The organism is Tahibacter amnicola (assembly GCF_025398735.1).
Taxonomy (GTDB): Bacteria; Pseudomonadota; Gammaproteobacteria; order Xanthomonadales; family Rhodanobacteraceae; genus Tahibacter; species Tahibacter amnicola.
In genome coordinates this window covers 1292879-1310085 of record NZ_CP104694.1, presented here as the reverse complement: position 1 = coordinate 1310085, position 17207 = coordinate 1292879, and the positions used below count along the sequence as shown (strand labels likewise).

The 17207-nt window shown below is 66.4% G+C and carries 15 protein-coding genes and 2 pseudogenes; 5 read left to right on the top strand and 12 right to left on the bottom strand.

Going from position 1 to position 17207, the window contains the following annotated elements:
• Positions 1-15: 15 nt before the first annotated feature.
• From gspE to N4264_RS05430, 5 genes and pseudogenes are all read right to left on the bottom strand, one after another.
• Entirely contained in the window at positions 16-1494 is a 1479-nt protein-coding gene (gene gspE, locus N4264_RS05450; RefSeq protein WP_261696055.1) for a type II secretion system ATPase GspE, read from the bottom strand.
• Positions 1491-3539 carry a type II secretion system secretin GspD gene (gene gspD / locus N4264_RS05445; protein WP_261696054.1) on the bottom strand — a complete coding sequence of 683 codons (2049 nt, stop codon included), beginning with the start codon at positions 3537-3539 and terminating at the stop codon, positions 1491-1493. The genes gspE and gspD overlap by 4 nt, the downstream gene beginning before the upstream one ends.
• Before the next feature lie 11 nt (positions 3540-3550).
• Entirely contained in the window at positions 3551-3874 is a 324-nt protein-coding gene (locus tag N4264_RS05440; RefSeq protein ID WP_261696053.1) for a PDZ domain-containing protein, read from the bottom strand.
• Positions 3822-4487 (bottom strand): type II secretion system protein N, encoded by a 666-nt coding sequence (locus N4264_RS05435; RefSeq protein WP_261696052.1) that lies wholly within the window; start codon positions 4485-4487, stop codon positions 3822-3824. The genes N4264_RS05440 and N4264_RS05435 overlap by 53 nt, the downstream gene beginning before the upstream one ends.
• 188 nt (positions 4488-4675) lie before the next feature.
• A pseudogene (locus tag N4264_RS05430) lies at positions 4676-6016 on the bottom strand (DEAD/DEAH box helicase); the annotation flags it as partial.
• A gap of 234 nt (positions 6017-6250) precedes the next feature.
• Between N4264_RS05430 and trxA the strand changes: the two are divergent.
• Both trxA and rho read left to right on the top strand, forming a co-directional pair.
• The gene (trxA, locus tag N4264_RS05425; RefSeq protein ID WP_261696051.1) at positions 6251-6577 is read left to right on the top strand and encodes a thioredoxin TrxA; all 327 of its coding nucleotides are present in this window, start codon (positions 6251-6253) and stop codon (positions 6575-6577) included.
• Between the two features lie 237 nt (positions 6578-6814).
• Positions 6815-8626 carry a transcription termination factor Rho gene (rho, locus tag N4264_RS05420; RefSeq protein WP_261696050.1) on the top strand — a complete coding sequence of 604 codons (1812 nt, stop codon included), beginning with the start codon at positions 6815-6817 and terminating at the stop codon, positions 8624-8626.
• Between the two features lie 87 nt (positions 8627-8713).
• Here the strand turns inward: rho and N4264_RS05415 are convergent, their stop codons facing one another.
• Both N4264_RS05415 and N4264_RS05410 read right to left on the bottom strand, forming a co-directional pair.
• Positions 8714-9667, bottom strand: a complete 954-nt coding sequence (locus N4264_RS05415) for a patatin-like phospholipase family protein (RefSeq protein ID WP_261696049.1) — start codon at positions 9665-9667, stop codon at positions 8714-8716.
• Positions 9668-9716: 49 nt separating this feature from the next.
• On the bottom strand, positions 9717-10691 hold the full coding sequence (locus N4264_RS05410) for a helix-turn-helix transcriptional regulator (RefSeq protein ID WP_261696048.1): 975 nt from the start codon (positions 10689-10691) through the stop codon (positions 9717-9719).
• Between the two features lie 112 nt (positions 10692-10803).
• Between N4264_RS05410 and N4264_RS05405 the strand changes: the two genes are divergently transcribed.
• Positions 10804-11379, top strand: a complete 576-nt coding sequence (locus N4264_RS05405) for a hypothetical protein (RefSeq protein ID WP_261696047.1) — start codon at positions 10804-10806, stop codon at positions 11377-11379.
• Between the two features lie 66 nt (positions 11380-11445).
• Entirely contained in the window at positions 11446-12381 is a 936-nt protein-coding gene (locus N4264_RS05400; protein WP_261696046.1) for an NUDIX hydrolase, read from the top strand.
• A gap of 4 nt (positions 12382-12385) precedes the next feature.
• Here N4264_RS05400 and N4264_RS25785 read toward each other — a convergent pair whose 3' ends face one another.
• The 5 genes and pseudogenes from N4264_RS25785 to N4264_RS05380 form a co-directional block, all read right to left on the bottom strand.
• Entirely contained in the window at positions 12386-12793 is a 408-nt protein-coding gene (locus tag N4264_RS25785; protein WP_425508336.1) for a TOBE-like domain-containing protein, read from the bottom strand.
• Between the two features lie 18 nt (positions 12794-12811).
• Positions 12812-13525: pseudogene (locus N4264_RS25780) on the bottom strand (sulfate/molybdate ABC transporter ATP-binding protein); the annotation flags it as partial.
• A 2-nt stretch (positions 13526-13527) separates the two neighbouring features.
• Entirely contained in the window at positions 13528-14391 is an 864-nt protein-coding gene (gene cysW, locus N4264_RS05390; protein ID WP_425508335.1) for a sulfate ABC transporter permease subunit CysW, read from the bottom strand.
• A 19-nt stretch (positions 14392-14410) separates the two neighbouring features.
• Positions 14411-15229 carry a sulfate ABC transporter permease subunit CysT gene (gene cysT / locus N4264_RS05385; RefSeq protein WP_261696043.1) on the bottom strand — a complete coding sequence of 273 codons (819 nt, stop codon included), beginning with the start codon at positions 15227-15229 and terminating at the stop codon, positions 14411-14413.
• 84 nt (positions 15230-15313) lie between these two features.
• Positions 15314-16324, bottom strand: a complete 1011-nt coding sequence (locus N4264_RS05380) for a sulfate ABC transporter substrate-binding protein (RefSeq protein WP_282563031.1) — start codon at positions 16322-16324, stop codon at positions 15314-15316.
• Positions 16325-16532: 208 nt separating this feature from the next.
• Here N4264_RS05380 and N4264_RS05375 point away from each other — a divergent pair, with 208 nt between their 5' ends.
• Positions 16533-17192 (top strand): energy transducer TonB, encoded by a 660-nt coding sequence (locus N4264_RS05375; RefSeq protein WP_261696041.1) that lies wholly within the window; start codon positions 16533-16535, stop codon positions 17190-17192.
• Positions 17193-17207 lie beyond the last annotated feature (15 nt).

Genomic DNA, 17207 nt, shown 5'->3' with positions numbered 1-17207 from the left:
CGTCGAAGTAAAGCGTCAGTCGTCGCGCGTCACCCGCAGGACTTCTTCCACGGAGGTAACGCCCGCCAGACATTTCTTCCATCCATCATCGGCGATCGACGGGCCGCGCGAGCGCGCATAGCGCTCCATGTCGGCTTCCGATGCACCTTCGTGGATGAGACGGCGAAAAGTTTCGTCGACGGCGATGAGTTCGTAAATACCGGTTCGCCCACGATACCCGGACGTACGGCCCGGGAGCCCTTCCGCAGGCCGGTACAGCACGGCGTGCGTATCCGCCGGCTGGCCGAATCCGGCGAGCTCGCGCGGCGTGGCGCCGTAGGCCTCGCGCGTGGCGGGATCGAGCACGCGCACCAGCCGCTGCGCCAGCACGCCGACCAGCGAGGACGACAGCAGGAACGGCTCCACGCCCATGTCACGCAGGCGCGTGACCGCGCCGACCGCGGAATTGGTGTGCAGCGTGGACAGCACGAAATGGCCCGTCAGCGACGCCTGTACGGCGATCTGGGCGGTTTCCAGGTCGCGGATTTCTCCGACCATCACGACGTCCGGATCCTGGCGCAGGATCGCGCGCAGGCCGCGGGCAAAGGTCATCTCGACCTTGGTGTTCACCTGGGTCTGGCCGACGCCGTCGATGTAGTACTCGATCGGGTCTTCCACCGTCATGATGTTGCGGCTGGCATCGTTGAGCTTGAGCAGCGCCGCGTAGAGCGTGGTCGTCTTGCCCGAACCGGTGGGGCCGGTGACGAGGAAAATGCCGTGGGGGCGCTCGATGATCGTCTCGATGCGCGCGCGGTCCTCGGCGGACATGCCCAGCTGCACCAGATCCAGCCGACCCGCCTGCTTGTCGAGCAGGCGCAGCACGACGCGCTCGCCGTGGCCGGCGGGAATGGTCGACACACGCACGTCCACCGGCCGGCCGGCGATCTTCAGGCCGATGCGGCCGTCCTGGGGGAGGCGCTTTTCGGCAATATCGAGCTTGGCCATCACCTTGATGCGGCTGACGACCGCATTGGCGACCGCTTTCTGCGGCGAGAGGATCTCGCGCAGCACGCCATCGATGCGGAATCGCACGACCAGGCGATTCTCATACGGCTCGATATGGATATCCGAGGCCCCTTCCTTCACCGCTTCGGTGAGCAGGGCATTGATCAGGCGGATGATCGGCGCGTCGTCGTCGCTTTCGAGGAGGTCTTCCGGCTCGGGCAGGTCGTCGGCGAGGGACTTCAGATCCAGCGCCTCGTCCATGTCCGAGACGACACCGCGCGCGTCGTCGCCCTGCTCGTACAGGCGGCGCAGCAACTGCTCGAAATCAGCCGCGCTGTGACGCGTCAGTTTCATCGGCGCGCCCAGGTAACGGCGCAGTTCCGCCAGCGCCTCGGGTTTCACGCCCTCGCGGCAGGCCACCTCGGCGTGGTCGTCGTGCCAGGCCACCAGCGTGGCGCCGTTGCGGCGCGCGAAGCCGAAGCTGGGGCGCGCCGGTCGTGCATCAGTCACTTCTTGCCCCGCGCCGGCTTGGCTGCCGCCCCCGCCTTGGCGGGCGCCGGCGCCGCCGGGCCGTCCGGATCGGCCAGGAAATCGTGCATTTCCGGCGAGACCGGCTGGAGCGACCTGGGCGTCAGGCTTTCCCGGTTCTGCCGCATCTGGATCTGTTCGGTGCGGATATAGTTGTACTTTTCACTGGATACGGCCTGCTCGGTCGCCGCATCGCGCAGGATGCGCGGGTGCAGGAAGATCATCAGGTCGCGCTTGGAAACGTTGTTGTTGCGGTACTTGAAGAGGTTGCCCAGCACCGGAATGCTGCCCAGGCCCGGCACCTTGTTGTTCGTGTCGGACGCCGTGTGGTCCATCAGGCCGCCCAGGACGAGCGTGGCGTTGTCGGCGACCAGTACGCTGGTCGACAGTTCGCGCTTGTTGGTGACCAGGTCCACCGCGCCGGCCACGGAGGGCGCCAGCGAAGACAATTCGTGATGCAGGTCCAGGCGCACCGAATCGCCCTCGTTAACGTGCGGCGTCACTTTGAGGGTGAGGCCCACGTCCTTGCGCTCGATCGTCTGGAACGGCGTGAGTGCCTGATTCGTGCCGCCCGTCGTCCCCGTGGCATTGGTGTACTGGCCGGTCTTGAACGGCACTTCCTGCGCCACCTTGATGATGGCTTCCTGGTTGTCGAGGGTGAGCACCGACGGCGTGGACAACACGTTCGAGCGGCCATCACCCTGCAACGCACGGATCATGGCGCCCAGGTTCAGGATCTCCTTGCCGCCGATGTTCACCACGCCATCGACGTAGCCCAGGGTCAGGCCGCCCGCGGTACTGGCAAGCCCTGTCGGATCGGCGGCGATCTGCAGCAGGTTCGGCTGGCCGCCTGGTCCATTGAAGAGCTGGCCGCCAATGACGCCCTGGCCGATCTTGTCGCCCTGGGTCTGCGGCGCGGTAAACCATTGCACGCCGATCTCGCGCGCGGTTTCACTGGCGACTTCGGCGATCACGGCTTCGATCAGTACCTGCGCGCGGCGCACGTCGAGCTGCCGGACGATACCTTCGAGCGAGCGGAACACCGCCGGCGCGGCGCTGATCACCAGCGCGTTGGTTTCCTCGTGCGCCTGGATCGTGGCGTTGCTGTTGTTGGCGGCAGCGCCTTCCTTCGGCGGCGCCTCGTTGTTCAGCGTCGCTGCAACGCCCGTCAGTATGGGAACGAGGTCCTTGGCCTTGGCGTAGCGCAGGTAGACCACGTTGGTATCACCGCCCTTCTGCAGGGGCGTATCCAGGTGCGTGACGAGGGTGCGCATGCGCAGCCGGCCGCTCTTGGCGCCGGCGATCAGGATGGAATTGGTGCGTTCGTCGGCCAGGATGCGCGGCGACTCGCCGGCCGCCTGGGCCGCCTTGTCGTCGGCCAGGATGGTGAGCGTGCGTGCCATCTCGGCCGCGTTCGCGTGCTCGAGCGGAATCACCTCGACCTCCGCATCGGACACGGTGTCGATGCGCGCGATGATGCCGGCGACACGCTGCACATTGCTGGCGCGGTCGGAGATCACCAACGAGTTGCTGGTCTGGTGGGCGATGAGCTGGGCACCCTGCGGCAGCAGAGGACGCAGGATGGGCACCAGCTCCGCCGCCGCCACATGCCGCAGTGGCACGATCTGGGTGACGATCGCGTCGCCCGATTCTGCCGTGGCAACGCTGTTGCCACCTTCGGCCTGGGCCATGGCCTCGGGGACGATCTTGATCATGCTGCCGGCGGAGACCGCGGCGTAGCCGTGAACGCGCAGCACGGACAGGAAGACATCGTAGATCTCGTCCGGCTGCATCGGCTTGGCCGAGATCACGCTGACCTTGCCCTGCACATTGGGGCCGACGATGAAGTTGCGTCCGGTGATTTCCGACACCGTCGCAATCAGCGCCTGGATGTCGGCGTCCTTCAGGTTGAGCGTGTGGGTCCCCGGCGGGTTGCCGGCGGCGGACGGCGGCGGCTGCGCCACGGCGGGAGCAGCCAACGCGAGCGCCAGGACAAGGGCGATGCCGCGCAATGAAGCCGTAGTCATGAGGGTACGCATCATTTGACGTTCACGCTGAGGGTGACGGGTTTGCCATCGCGCATGACCGTGACGGTCACCTGGCTGGCATTCTGGACGGTGTTGACGACCTGCTGGATGCGCGCTGGCGAATCGAGCGGGACGCTGTTGATAGAGGTGACGACGTCGGTCGGCTGCAGGCCGAGCTTGGCGACCAGCGCCGCATCGGGACCGCCGGCCAGGCGTACGCCGGTCATCTTGCCGTTCTCGAACACCGGCTGCGCATTCACCTGGCGCGCCAGGGCGGCCGGATCAAGGTTGAGCTGTTGCGAAATCTTGGAGAAATCGACCGCCCCCTGGGACATCTGCGGCGGCACGAATACCGGCGCCACTCCGCCCTGCACCCCCGGCGGCGATGAAATCGGACGCGCCGGCGCCGGCGCTGTGCCACCCGGTGACGGTGTCACCGAGGGCGTACCCGCCGGCGGTGGCGCGGAAGGCTGGTCGTACGGCAATGCCAGGGTCTCCTGGGCGCCGTCGTGCAGGAGAACCACCCGGTCCGGGTAGACCGCATCCAGGATGGCCCCCCGGCAGGGTGTCGCCGACGCGATAAGCCCGCTCCCCGGAGGTCGGGTCGGCGATGACGGCCATGCCTTCGCGCGGATCGGCCTCGGCAATCGTGCCGCGCAGGTTCAGTTGCAGCTGCGTCGCCGGGGCCGAGCGGGCCAGATCGTTCAGGCTCGGACCGGCGCTGCCGAACAGATGCCATTTGGAGAGCGTGACCGGGGCCGAGGTGGCTTCCACCGGCGCGACCGGCAGCGGCTCGAGCGAGAGATCCACGCCCCGCGGCAGTGCCACCCAGGCCAGCCGGACCGCCATCAGCACGCACAGCAGGGCCGCCGCGGCACAGACAGCCTGGGCCGTCAGGCGCGACGCGCGTTCGATATCCGTGCTGGTCCACTCGGCGAAATACGGCATGGCCCTGCTCTTTCCCCTGTCCCCACGATCGGCGGCGATCTTCCTGCCTCGCGCCGACCCGCTACTGCTGCCCGGTCCCCCCGCGATCATCCGCCCCGGAGGGTTGGCGACCCCGAAGGACCGCCGGGCCGGCCATCACTGGCCAGCCTGGTTCATTGCGCGGCCGGCGGCGTCGGCGGTGCGGAATTTCCGCCGCCGGACCGTCCACCATCACCGCTGCCGCTCCGCCGGCGGCGCCGGCGACGCTTCGGCGCACCCGAGGGCGCCGCTTCGGCCGGTGCCGCATCAGCCGGCGCGGCTTCCGCGTCATCGTTGTCGTCGTCGCTCACCACCGCGGGCCGCTCGCGGCGGGGTGGCGCCACGGTCAGGTCGGTGGTGACGGTTGCCACCGGAATCTTCTGCTCGATGTAGCTTTCGATGTCCGGCAGGCCCATGGCGTACATGTCGCAGGCGAAGCTGATGGCATCGCCCTCCGCGCCCAGGCGCGCCGTCCGGCCGATCCGGTGGACGTAGTCTTCCGGATCGTTCGGCAGGTCGTAATTGAAGACATGGCTGACCGCGGGAATATGCAGTCCGCGCGCGGCCACGTCCGTGGCGACGAGCACATCCACGTCACCTTTCTGGAACCGCTCAAGCAATTTCTGGCGCTTGCGCTGCGGCACGTCACCGGATAGCGCGCCGACACGGAAGCCGTGGCGCTCCAGGCGCGTTGTTACCCGTTCGGCGGCGATCTTGGTGTTGACGAACACGATGCTGCGCAGGACCTCGTCGCGCGACATCAGATTCAGCAGCAGCGGCATCTTTTCCTCGGTCGCCGGGAAATAGACGGCCTGGCGCACCCGCGAGGCGGTGACCGATTCGGTCTCCGCGGAGAGCTTCTCCGGGTTGTTCATGTGCTCGTAGGCCAGCTCGAGCACGCGGTAGCTCAAGGTGGCCGAGAACAGCAGGCCCAGGCGGCGGTCGCGCGCCGGCAGGCGGCGCAGGACAAAGCGCACGTCCTTGATGAAACCGAGGTCGAACATGCGGTCGGCTTCGTCGATGACCATCACGTCGACGGCCCGCAGGCTGAACACATGCTGCTTGAAGTAGTCGATCAGGCGGCCGGGCGTGGCGATGATGATGTCGACGCCGCCACGCAGCTGTTCGCGCTGCTTGTCGTAGTCCACTCCGCCGTAGATCAGGGCCGAGCGCAGGCCCGTATGGCGCCCGAGGTTCTTGAAATCCTTGTCGATCTGGATGGCCAGCTCGCGCGTGGGTGCGAGGATCAGGCAGCGCGGATCGGTCTCCTTGCGCTCGGCCAGGGCCGGGACCGTCAACAGGCGCTGCATCGCGGCGATCAGGAAGGCGCCGGTCTTGCCGGTACCGGTCTGGGCCTGGCCGGCGACGTCGCGGCCGGCGAGCGCGACCGGGAGGGTCAGCGCCTGGATCGGCGTGCAACGCGTGAAGCCGCTGTCGTGCAGCCCGGCCAGAAGACGCGGGTGCAGGTCGAAATTGTCGAAAAAACTGTCAGTTAGTACGTGTTCGGACATTCATGATGGCCAGTAGGCCGGCGCGCCTCGCCGCTGGTTCACGCACCACACTTGAGGAAGCTTGCCAGTACCCCATATTGAGGTCCCAACTTGAAACGCTCGGTCGATTGGGCTCAAATTCCGCCCTCTCGGCCATGCTACCCGCTTCCCGCTGCTGTTCGCGACGTCCGCGAGTGTAGCCCAAACCTAGACATTTCCGCAGTTTGGCGGAAATCCTTCAGACGGAGAATTCCCTTGAGCCAGCTCATAGCCCATGCCAGCGACGATTCCTTCGAAACCGACGTGCTCAATTCGGCCGAACCGGTGCTCGTGGACTTCTGGGCTGAATGGTGCGGCCCCTGCAAGATGATCGCGCCGATCCTCGACGAACTGGCGGCCAATTACGAAGGCCGCATGAAGGTCGTCAAGGTCAACATCGACAACAACCAGAAGACGCCGCGCAACTATAACGTGCGCAGCATCCCGACCCTGATGATCTTCAAGAACGGCAAGATCGAGGCCACCCAGATCGGCGCCGTCTCCAAGAACCAGCTCACCCAGCTGATCGACCGCACCATCTGATCCAGCGCGGCCCCCCGCGCCTCGGCCCACCGGCCGGCGCGCGGGCCCGCAGGGCACCGGCGCGCTGTCGCGTCGAAAGCAAAGTCCGCCGGTCTGCCGCTTTACGCACCGATTTCACAGTGCTAACGTAGCCGAAGCGTTTCGGGGCGCAGCGCCCCACCCCTTCCGGTTCACCCCCTGATTCCATCCCGCCGGCGAGTTGATTGCCGGCCAACGGCGCCCATGCGAGGTTTGCCCGTGTCTGATATCGAGAACAAGGAAAACGGCTCGGCCGCAACGGCCGATGCGCGTCCCGACAATCCGCCTGCCGAAAGCCGCCCGTCGCGGCGCGAAGCGCAGGCCGCCCGAGCCGCCGCCAAGGCGGAAGCGGCTGCCGCCAAGGCGGAGGCAAAGGCCCAGGCCGGCGAAGCGCCGGAGCGCCGTGAAGCCGCCCCGCGCGACACCCAGCCGCGCGAATCGGCACCCCGCGAGCCACTGTCGCTGCGCGAACACGCGCCGCGCGACGAGGCGCCGGCCGAACGCCAGAACACGCAGGACCTCTTCAGCGGCGACCGCGCCGATTCGGGCAACGCCGCCTCCGGTGACGGCGGCAACGGCGCCCAGGGCCAGGGCGGCCAAGGCCCGCAGGGCCAGAACCAGGGCTACGGCCAGGGCCAGCACCAGGGCAGCCGCCGCGAAGGGCGCAACCGCAACCGTAATCGCCAGAATCGCCAGCAGCAGATGCGCGGCGGCAATTACGAGGACGAAATTCCCGACGAGCGCAATGGCGGCGGCAATGGTCCGCTGATCAACCTCACCGAGCTCAAGCGCAAGCCGGCCGCGGCGCTGCTGGACATGGCCGAAGGCCTCGGTATCCAGGAAGGTGTCGCCCGCGCCCGCAAGCAGGACGTCATCTTCAACATCCTCAAGGCGCATGCCCGCAGCGGCGGCGGCATCTGGGGCGAAGGCGTACTGGAAATCCTGCAGGACGGCTTCGGCTTCCTGCGCTCGGGCGACGAGTCGTACCTGGCCGGCCCGGATGACATCTACGTCAGCCCCAGCCAGATCCGGCGCTTCAACCTGCGCACCGGCGACTACATCACCGGCCGCATCCGTCCGCCGAAGGACGGTGAACGCTACTTCGCGCTGCTGAAGGTCGACGACATCAACGGCGAGCCGCCGGAAGCGTCGAAGAACAAGGTCCTGTTCGAGAACCTCACGCCGCTGTTCCCGCGCCGGTCGTTCCACCTGGAACGCGGCAACGGCTCGTCCGAAGACATCACCGGCCGCATCCTCGACCTGATCTCGCCGGTCGGCAAGGGCCAACGCGGCCTGATCGTCTCGCCGCCCAAGGCGGGCAAGACGATGATGCTGCAGAACGTGGCCCAGGCCATCGTCAACAACCATCCGGAAGTGCACCTGATCATCCTGCTGATCGACGAGCGCCCGGAAGAAGTGACCGAAATGCAGCGCAGCGTGCGCGCCGAGGTCATCAGCTCCACCTTCGACGAACCGGCCGCGCGCCACGTGCAGGTCGCCGACATGGTGATCGAACGGGCCAAGCGCCTGGTCGAACACAAGAAGGACGTGGTCATCCTGCTCGACTCCATCACCCGCCTGGCGCGCGCGTACAACACGGTCGTGCCGTCCTCGGGCAAGGTGCTCACCGGCGGTGTCGACGCCAATGCCCTGCAACGCCCCAAGCGATTCTTCGGCGCCGCGCGCAATGTGGAAGAAGGCGGCTCGCTGACCATCCTGGCCACCGCGCTGATCGATACCGGCTCGAAGATGGACGAGGTCATCTACGAAGAGTTCAAGGGCACCGGCAACATGGAAGTGCATCTTGACCGCCGTATCGGTGAGAAACGCGTCTATCCGGCCATCAATATCAATCGCTCGGGCACGCGCCGCGAAGAACTCCTGATCGAACCGGACCTGCTCCAGAAGATCTGGATCCTGCGCAAGCTCCTGCATCCGATGGACGAACTCGGCGCGATGGAGTTCATGCTCGACAAGATGAAGAACACCAAGTCCAACGACGAGTTCTTCAACTCGATGAAGCGTGGCTGATCGCCGCTGACCGAGACGTAAAAAAAGGCCGGGAAACCGGCCTTTTTTGTTTCCCGGTTCCAGGCGGGAACCGGCTGCCGGCGGATATCAGCCGCGCCGCGCGCGCTGCCAACGCGCCAGGGCCTCGCGCGTACGCAGCCGGCCCACCTCGATCACTTCGTCGGCGCGCTGGAACTCATAGAACGCACAGACATTGCGCGGAATCGAGATCACCAGATCCGGCGGCTGGGCAGCGAGCTTGTAGCGGGTCAGGGTTTCCTGCACGACATCGAGCGAGCGGGCGAACAGTTCCAGCAGGCCCGGCTCGGTGACGGCGACACGCCGTGATCGCTTTTCCATGAACCGCTCGAATGCCGCACCGATCCGCGAAAAGCTGAATCCCGCGGAATCCGCCGATACCGGCTCGACGATTTCCGGACGCGTGATCGGCGTTTCGCGCTCGGAGATCCCTTCGGCTTCCGCGTTGACGTCCACGGCGATCGTCGCGTCGGTCAGGTCGCGCAGCGTCGGCGTCACCGGCACGGGATTGAGCAGGCCGCCATCGACCAGGCGACGCCCCTGGTACAGGTGTGGCCGGAAGACGGTGGGAATCGAAATCGAGGCACGGATCGCGTCGAACAGCGAGCCGCGTGAGAACCACACTTCGCGCTGCGCGTCGATATCGACCGCGACGGCGGTATAGCTGATCGGCAGGTCTTCGATATCGATGTCACCGACCATCTCGCGCAGCGCGCTGATGACGCGGTGCCCCTTGATCAGTCCGCCGCCCCGCCAGGTCCAGTCGACCAGGCGCAGCACGTCGAAGGTCTTCAGGCTGCTCGACCAGTGGCGATAAGCCTCCAGCTTGCCGGCCGCGAAAACCCCGCCGACCAGCGCTCCCATCGAGCTGCCGGCGACCGACTGGATGACATAGCCCTGTGCCTGCAGCTCCTCGATCACGCCGACATGGGCGTATCCGCGCGCGCCGCCCGATCCGAGGACCAGGGAGATCGCGCTGCGGCGCGGCGGTTCGGGGTTGGCGACAACGACGGGCGTATTCATGGCCGGTACGCGGATCCTCAGGGACAAAAGCGTGGCGGGGTGCCGCCGATCAGGCCTGGTACGCCCCGATCGACAGCTGCAGCAGGATTTTCATTTCCTCGCGCAGACTCAGCGGCGCGACGATCTCGGCATCCGGTCCGTATTTGAGGACATCCATCAGCAATTCCTTGGAATTGCTGTAGGGCACCTTCAGTTCGTAACGGCCATCCGACAGAAATGCGCCCTGCTGCTGCGAATGCCAGTGTTCGTCGGCCACCCAGCGCGAGGCATGCGGCGAAAAGCGGATCGTGGCCCAGGCCTTGGGCGCGCCGGAAAAGATGCCGTAGCTGGCGGCCAGATGCTTGTCGAGTTCGGCGTCGTCGCGATCGATCGCCTCGGCATCGAGCATCTGCGGGGCCGCGATCCGGTCGACGGCAAAACTGCGGAGTCCTTCGCGCTCATGGTCCCAGGCGTCGAGATACCAGTTGTCGCGGTAGTGCGCCAGGCGCTGTGGGGAGACCTGGCGTTCGGTGGTCTGCCCGGTGGAGCGAGCGCGATAGCGGAACTTCAGCTGGCGTCGCGCCACGACGGCGCCAGCCACGACGCGAAAACTGATTTCGTCCAGTTTGCGATTTCCGCTGGCGATGACGCGAATGCGCTCAACCGGCAGTTTTCTACCGCTGACGTGATCCGAGAGCAGCGCCTCGATCCGTTTCTCGAACGGCGCCAGCGCATCGGAGAGGATGCCCGGCCCGCTCTTGGCCGTCAGCGCGTTGAGTGCCAGCAGGGCCGACAGCTCGTCGCTGGTCAGCCACAGGCCCGGCAACTCGAACCGCTCGGCTTCCGCGCCATCGTAGCGAAAGGCGGCCTGGTCGCCCTCGCCGCTCTCGATCGGAGCGCCGAGCGCATCGCGCAGGAAAGCGACATCGCGGTACAGGGTGGCGCGGGAACATCCCAGCTCGTCCTTTAGCCGCTGCAGGCTGACCGGATAGCGCGAGGCCTTGAGGATGCGGTGCAGACTTAAGATGCGTTCGTATCGGTCCATGTCCCGATTGTGGCGGCTAGGGCCGCTGCTTCGCCAGCCCCGTCGGTCCGTCGCCCGGTTTTGCGTATAGCATTGCGAGTGCCCGACTCTGCCGCACCCCTGGAGTGCATCCATGCCGCGCCGCCCGTCCCTCCTCGCACTGGTCCTTGCCTTCGCCAGCACTGCCGCTGCCGCGTCACCGCGGGAAGATCTGCATGCGGCATTCTCCAAGTTCCTGGCCGCCAAGAGTTTTCGCGCCACGGTGGTGGATGTGAAGAAAGGACAGCAGATCTCGTCAATGGATTTTGTCGCCCCGGACCGCTACCACATCGTCACCGGCCAGGGGCAGGCCGAGCAGGTCATCGTTGGCGACGATGCCTACACGGTAATCGACGGGCGCAGCATCCGCCTGCCGATGCCGGTGGGCAAGATCGTCGGCCAGTACCGGAACCAGAAGACACTTGAGCAGCTGGAAGGCGACATGACCGTGCAGGCGGCCGGCAGCGATACCGTCGACGGCGAGCCGGCCAATATATACAACTACACCATTTCACAGCCGCATCGCGCCGACGTGAAGGTGTGGATCTCGCAGAAATCAGGCCTGCCGCTTCAGCTGGAATCGCAAGGGGCATTCATGGGCGTCAAGTCGACCACGCGCATCCGCTATTTCGACTACGACGACGCGAGCATCCGCGTCGAGAAACCCTGACGGCGCCTGTGCCAGCGTGCAGGGAACGGGCGGTAAACGACGCGTCAAGTCCGCTATTCTGGGCGCATGCCCGAGTCGTCCATCCATATCGGCCTTGACGCCGTCATCATTGCGGTCACCGCCGAGGCGCCGCGCGTACTGACGGTGGCTGACCCGAGCGGCGAGGAGGCCCTGCCCTCCGGCCCGCTCGACCTGGAGGCCCACCAGACGCTGGAACGCGGCGTTCGCGACTGGGTCTCGCAGCAGACCGGCTTCCAGCTTGGCTACGTCGAACAGTTGTATACCTTTGGCGACCGCTATCGCGACCCGCGCGAACGCATGGGCGGCGGGCGTGTCATCTCGACCGCCTATCTGGCCCTCGTGCGCGAACAGTCCATGCCCGCGCGGCTGGGCGCCCACTGGCGCGACTGGTACGGCTACCTGCCCTGGGAAGACTGGCGCAACGGCCGGCCGACCCTGATCGAGCGCGACCTCGCCCCGCGCCTGCATGCCTGGGCCGGACGCGACAAGCGCAAACGCGAACGGGTCGACCTCACCTTCGGCCTGGATGCCACGCCCTGGGATCCGGAGCGCACGCTGGAGCGTTACGAATTGCTGTGGGAGGCCGGACTGGTTGCCGAAGCCCTGCGTGAACGTGGCGCAGGCGATTCCCCGCCCGCTGCCGGCGGGCGGCCAATGGCGCTGGATCACCGGCGCATACTGGCGACGGCGCTGGGGCGCGTCCGCGGCAAACTGAAATACCGCCCGGTCGTCTTTGAATTGCTCGCCCCGGAATTCACCCTGTTGCAGCTGCAACAGGTAGTGGAGGCACTGAGCGGCAACCGCCTGCACAAGCAGAACTTCCGCCGACTGGTGGAAAGCGCCGGACTGGTCGAGGGAACCGGCCGGCTGGCGCCTGCGACGGGCGGCCGTCCGGCGGAACTGTTCCGGTTCCGCCACGAAGTCTTCCGCGAGCGGCCGGCGCCCGGCGTCTACTTTCCGGGCGCCTGGTGGGGGCGGTGAGCGCTTAACGCCAGCGCGCGATCGCCGCCTGACCGTAGCGCGGGTGCACGACACGCCGCCGTTGCAGGTCCGGCTTGCCGGTCTTCGAATCGATTGGAAAGACGGTCAGGTGACGCGGCTGGACGGTCACTGTCACGCCGGTGGTGAGCGAGCGGCGCTGTGCCTCGTCGCCACCGAGCTCCGCTTCGAGTGTCTGCCCCAGTGCCGGTACATCCAGTTCCAGGTGCGCCACGCTGCCCGACAGATACACATGGCGTAGCGTCGCCTTCCAGCCCGATTCAAGCGCGGCCGGCGTCAGCGCCAGGTGTTCGGGCCGCACATACGCGACCGCGGTGCCATCGGCCACGCCGTCGAGCGGGTCGGCGTCGAAACGCTGATCGCCCGCGTGGACGCGGCCGCCGCTGATGCGCACCGGCACCTTGTTCACCTTGCCGATGAACTCGAACACGAAGGGCGTTGCGGGCTGCTGGTAGATCTCGTCCGGCGTACCGACCTGCTCGATCTTGCCCAGGTTCATCACCACGACGCGATCGGCCAGCTCCAGCGCCTCTTCCTGATCGTGGGTGACGAAGACGGTGGTGAGCCCCAGCTCTTCGTGCAGGTGGCGCAGCCAGCGACGAAGCGCAATGCGGACCTGCGCATCCAGTGCGCCAAAGGGTTCGTCCAGCAGCAGTACATCCGGCTCGGTCGCCAGTGCACGCGCCAGCGCCACGCGCTGGCGCTGACCGCCGGACAGCTGCGCCGGATAACGGTTGGCGAAGCCCTCCAGCTGCACGCGCTTGAGCAGCTTTTCGACGCGGTCGGCGATTTCCGCACGGCTGGGCCGCTTGGCACGCGGCCGCACGCGAAGGCCGAAGGCAATGTTGTCGAACACGGTCATGTGGCGGAACAGCGCGTAGTGCTGGAACACCATGCCGACGCCGCGTTCGCGCGCACTGATGCCCAGCAGGTCGCGGCCGTCGCGCGTGACGCTGCCGGCGTCGGGGAAATCAAGGCCGGCCAGGATGCGCAGCAGGGTCGTCTTGCCCGAGCCCGAAGGGCCCAGCAGGGCGACGAATTCGCCCGGCGCGATAGTGAGGCTGACATCATCGAGCGCCCGGAAGTCGGCGAAACGGCGATGCAGGTTGGCGATGTCGATCGTCATGTTCAATGTCCGCGCGGCGCTCGCGCCGCGAGTTCGGCGCCATAGCGCCATTCCAGGAAGGTACGCAGCGCCAGCGTGACCAGCGCCAGCAGGGCCAGTAGCGACGCCACGGCAAATGCCGCCGCCGAGGCGAAATCGTTGTAAAGAATTTCCACTTGCAGGGGCAGCGTGTTGGTCAGCCCGCGGATGTGACCCGACACCACCGACACCGCGCCAAACTCGCCCATGGCGCGCGCGTTGCACAACAGCACGCCGTAGAGCAGCGCCCACTTGATGTTGGGCAGGGTCACGCGGAAGAACATCTGCCAGCCGGTGGCGCCGAGCACGCGCGCCGCTTCTTCTTCCTCGCTGCCCTGCGCCTGCATCAGCGGAATGAGCTCCCGCGCCACGAACGGCAGGGTGACGAATACGGTGGCCAGCACCAGCCCGGGCACGGCAAAAATCAGCTTGATGTCATGCGCCGCCAGCCACGGGCCGAACCAGCCCTGCGCGCCGAACAGCAGCACGTAGATCAGGCCGGACACCACCGGCGACACGGAGAACGGCAGGTCGATCAGCGCGCCAAGCCAGGTCTTGCCGCGAAATTCGAAGCGCGTCATCGCCCAGGCCGCCGCCAGGCCGAAGATCGTGTTCAGCGGCACCGAGATGCCGGCCACCAGCAGGGTCAGCTTGATCGCGGACACGGCCTCGGGATGGGCCAGCGCCTCGAAATACGTCCCGAGCCCCTTGCGCAGCGCCTCGACGAAAACGGCCGCCAGGGGCAGCACCAGGAAGAGAACGAGAAACCCCAGCGCGCCGCCGATGAGCAGCACATGCAGCACTTCCCGCGCCAACCAGCTTGAGCGGGAGCGGTGTTTCGCACGCAAACGCAACAGATCTTCCATGTCACCGCTCCGCCCAGCGCCGGCTCCAGCGCTGCAACATGTTGATCGCCAGGAGCAGGCCGAACGAGATCGCCAGCATGATCACGCCGACCGCGGCCGCGTCGGCATATTTATACTGTTCCAGTTTTTGCACAATGACCAACGGCAGGATTTCCGACTGCATCGGCAGGTTGCCGGAAATGAAGATGACCGATCCGTACTCGCCGACGGCACGCGCCAGGGCCAGCGCGACCCCGGTCAGCAAGGCCGGCAGCATCAGCGGGAACAGCACGCGCACGAAAGTCTGCAGGCGCGTGGCGCCAAGGCTTTCCGCGGCTTCCTCGACGTCCCGGTCCAGGGCTTCCAGCACCGGCTGAACTGTGCGTACCACGTAGGGAAACCCGACGAAGATCATGGCGACGAGCACGCCCAGCGGCGAGAACGCCACCTTGATGCCCAGCGGCACCAGCCACTGGCCCAGCCACCCATTGGGTGCGTACAGCGCGGTCAGTGCGATACCGGCGACCGCAGTCGGCAGCGCGAACGGAAGATCCACCAGCGCATCGAACAGGCGCTTGCCCGGAAATTCGTAGCGCACCAGCACCCAGGCCACCAGGAGGCCCACCACCGCATTGATTACCGCGGAAAGCGCCGCCGCACCGAAGCTCAGCTTCAACGCGGCCACGATGCGCGGCGTGGCGAGAATCGACCACAGGCCATCGAAGCCGATGCCCGCGGCCTTGACCGCCAGCGCCGACAAGGGCAGCAGTACGATCAGGCCCAGGTAGACCACGGTGTAGCCCAGGCTCAGCCCGAAGCCCGGCAGCACGCGGCGCGTCATGGTTGTCGCCTCCATGGCGAGCGGCCGGGGATACCGGCCGTCGTGGGAAATGGCGTTTCAAGAACGGTTTGCACGAAGGAGTGCCTAGTTGTTTGCCGTACCGAGCTGGTCGAACACGCCGTTGTCGTCGAAGTGTTCCGCCTGCGCCTTCTTCCAGCCCCCGAACACCTCGTCGATGGTGAACGTAGTGACTTTCGCGAACTGGCTGTCGTACTTGGCAGCGACTTCAGCCAGGCGCGGGCGGTAGAAGTGTTTCGCGGCCAGTTCCTGCGCCTGCGGTGTGTAGAGGAAGTTGAGGTAGGCCTCGGCGGTGGCGCGTGTCTTGCGCTTGTCGACGACCTTGTCCACGACGGCCACGGGGGGCTCGGCCAGGATCGAAATCGACGGCACGACAATCTCGAACTGGTCCTTGCCCAGTTCCCGCTGCGACAGCAGCGCTTCGTTCTCCCAGGCCAGCAGCACATCGCCGATGCCGCGCTGGACGAAGGTCGTGGTCGAACCGCGGGCGCCCGTGTCCAGCACCGGCACATTCTTGTACAGCGCCGCCACGAACTCGCGCGCCTTGGTGGCATTGCCGCCGGGTTGCCGCAAGGCATAGCCCCAGGCCGCCAGGTAGTTCCAGCGTGCGCCACCGGACGTCTTCGGGTTGGGCGTGATCACCTGCACGCCCGGCTTGATCAGGTCCGGCCAGTCCTTGATGCCCTTGGGGTTGCCCTTGCGCACCAGGAAGACGATGGTCGAGGTATACGGTGCAGCGTTGTTCGGTAGTCGTTTCTGCCAATCCGCGCCGACAAGACCCGTCCGCGCGATCGCGTCGATGTCATAGGCCAGGGCCAGCGTCACCACGTCGGCTTCCAGGCCGTCGATCACGGCGCGGGCCTGCTTGCCCGAGCCGCCATGGGAAGCGTTCACGGTAACCTGATCGCCGGTTTCCGTCCGGTGCTTTGCGGCGAACGCCGTGGCGACGTCCTTGTACAACTCGCGCGTGGGGTCGTAGGACACATTGAGGATGGTGACGTCCGCGGCAAAGGCCGGCGCTGATAGCGACCATAGCGCGGCAAGGAGCAGGTTCAGGGGCTTGGTCATCGCAGCCATCTCGAGGAAGTTGGGAAAAGCCTAAAGCGAGTGCAGTGAAGCGGGAATTGACGCCCTGTTATCACCTTATGACATGTCGAGCGCCCCGCCAAACAAGGATGCAAGTCAAGGACTTGGCGAAAATGATCAGGAATTCGGGCGCCAACCCCGCCCCGGCGGCCCCGGCGTTTCACCCCCTGCCAACACCGGCTGACCAGGGGTTAACGCCATGCCCGTCGCGCTCAATCCGAACCCGATCTCGTTCCAGTGGAAACGCAGCGCCGCGATGTCGGCCACCATGGCGGTGCACGCCGTCGCACTCCTGCTGATGCTCGCACCGCCGGCCTTCCATCCCAGCGAAGCCAAGACGCCACCGCCGGTACAGACGGTCAACCTGGTGACCGAACCACCGAAGCCGCCGGAACCCCCGAAACCGCCAGAGCCGCCGAAGTTCAAGCCAAGAGTGGTGGAACGCGTGCGCCAGACGCCGCGTCCGCCGGTCGTCCAGGCGCCGCCGGTGATCACCGAGGAAGTGACGCCGCGGTCCTACACGGTCGATACCACGGAAAAAGCGGCACCGCCGACGGACATCGCACCACCCGACACCTCGCCCTCGGTGGGCCTGGCCTACGGAAAGATGTCCCAGGTCAAATACCCCGCCGAGGCCCTGCGCAAGCGCGAGGAAGGTGAAGTGATGCTGCGGGTGCTGGTCGGAACGGACGGTGTGCCCAAGACCATCGAAATCGAACGCTCGTCCGGCTCGACCACCCTGGACCGTGCCGCCCGCACGGCGGTGATGAAATGGCGCTTCACACCGGGCACGCACAACGGCCAGCCGGTGGAGGGGTGGGGGCTGGTGCCCGTATCGTTCAAGCTCAACCAGCTGTAAGTGATGCAGGCCAGG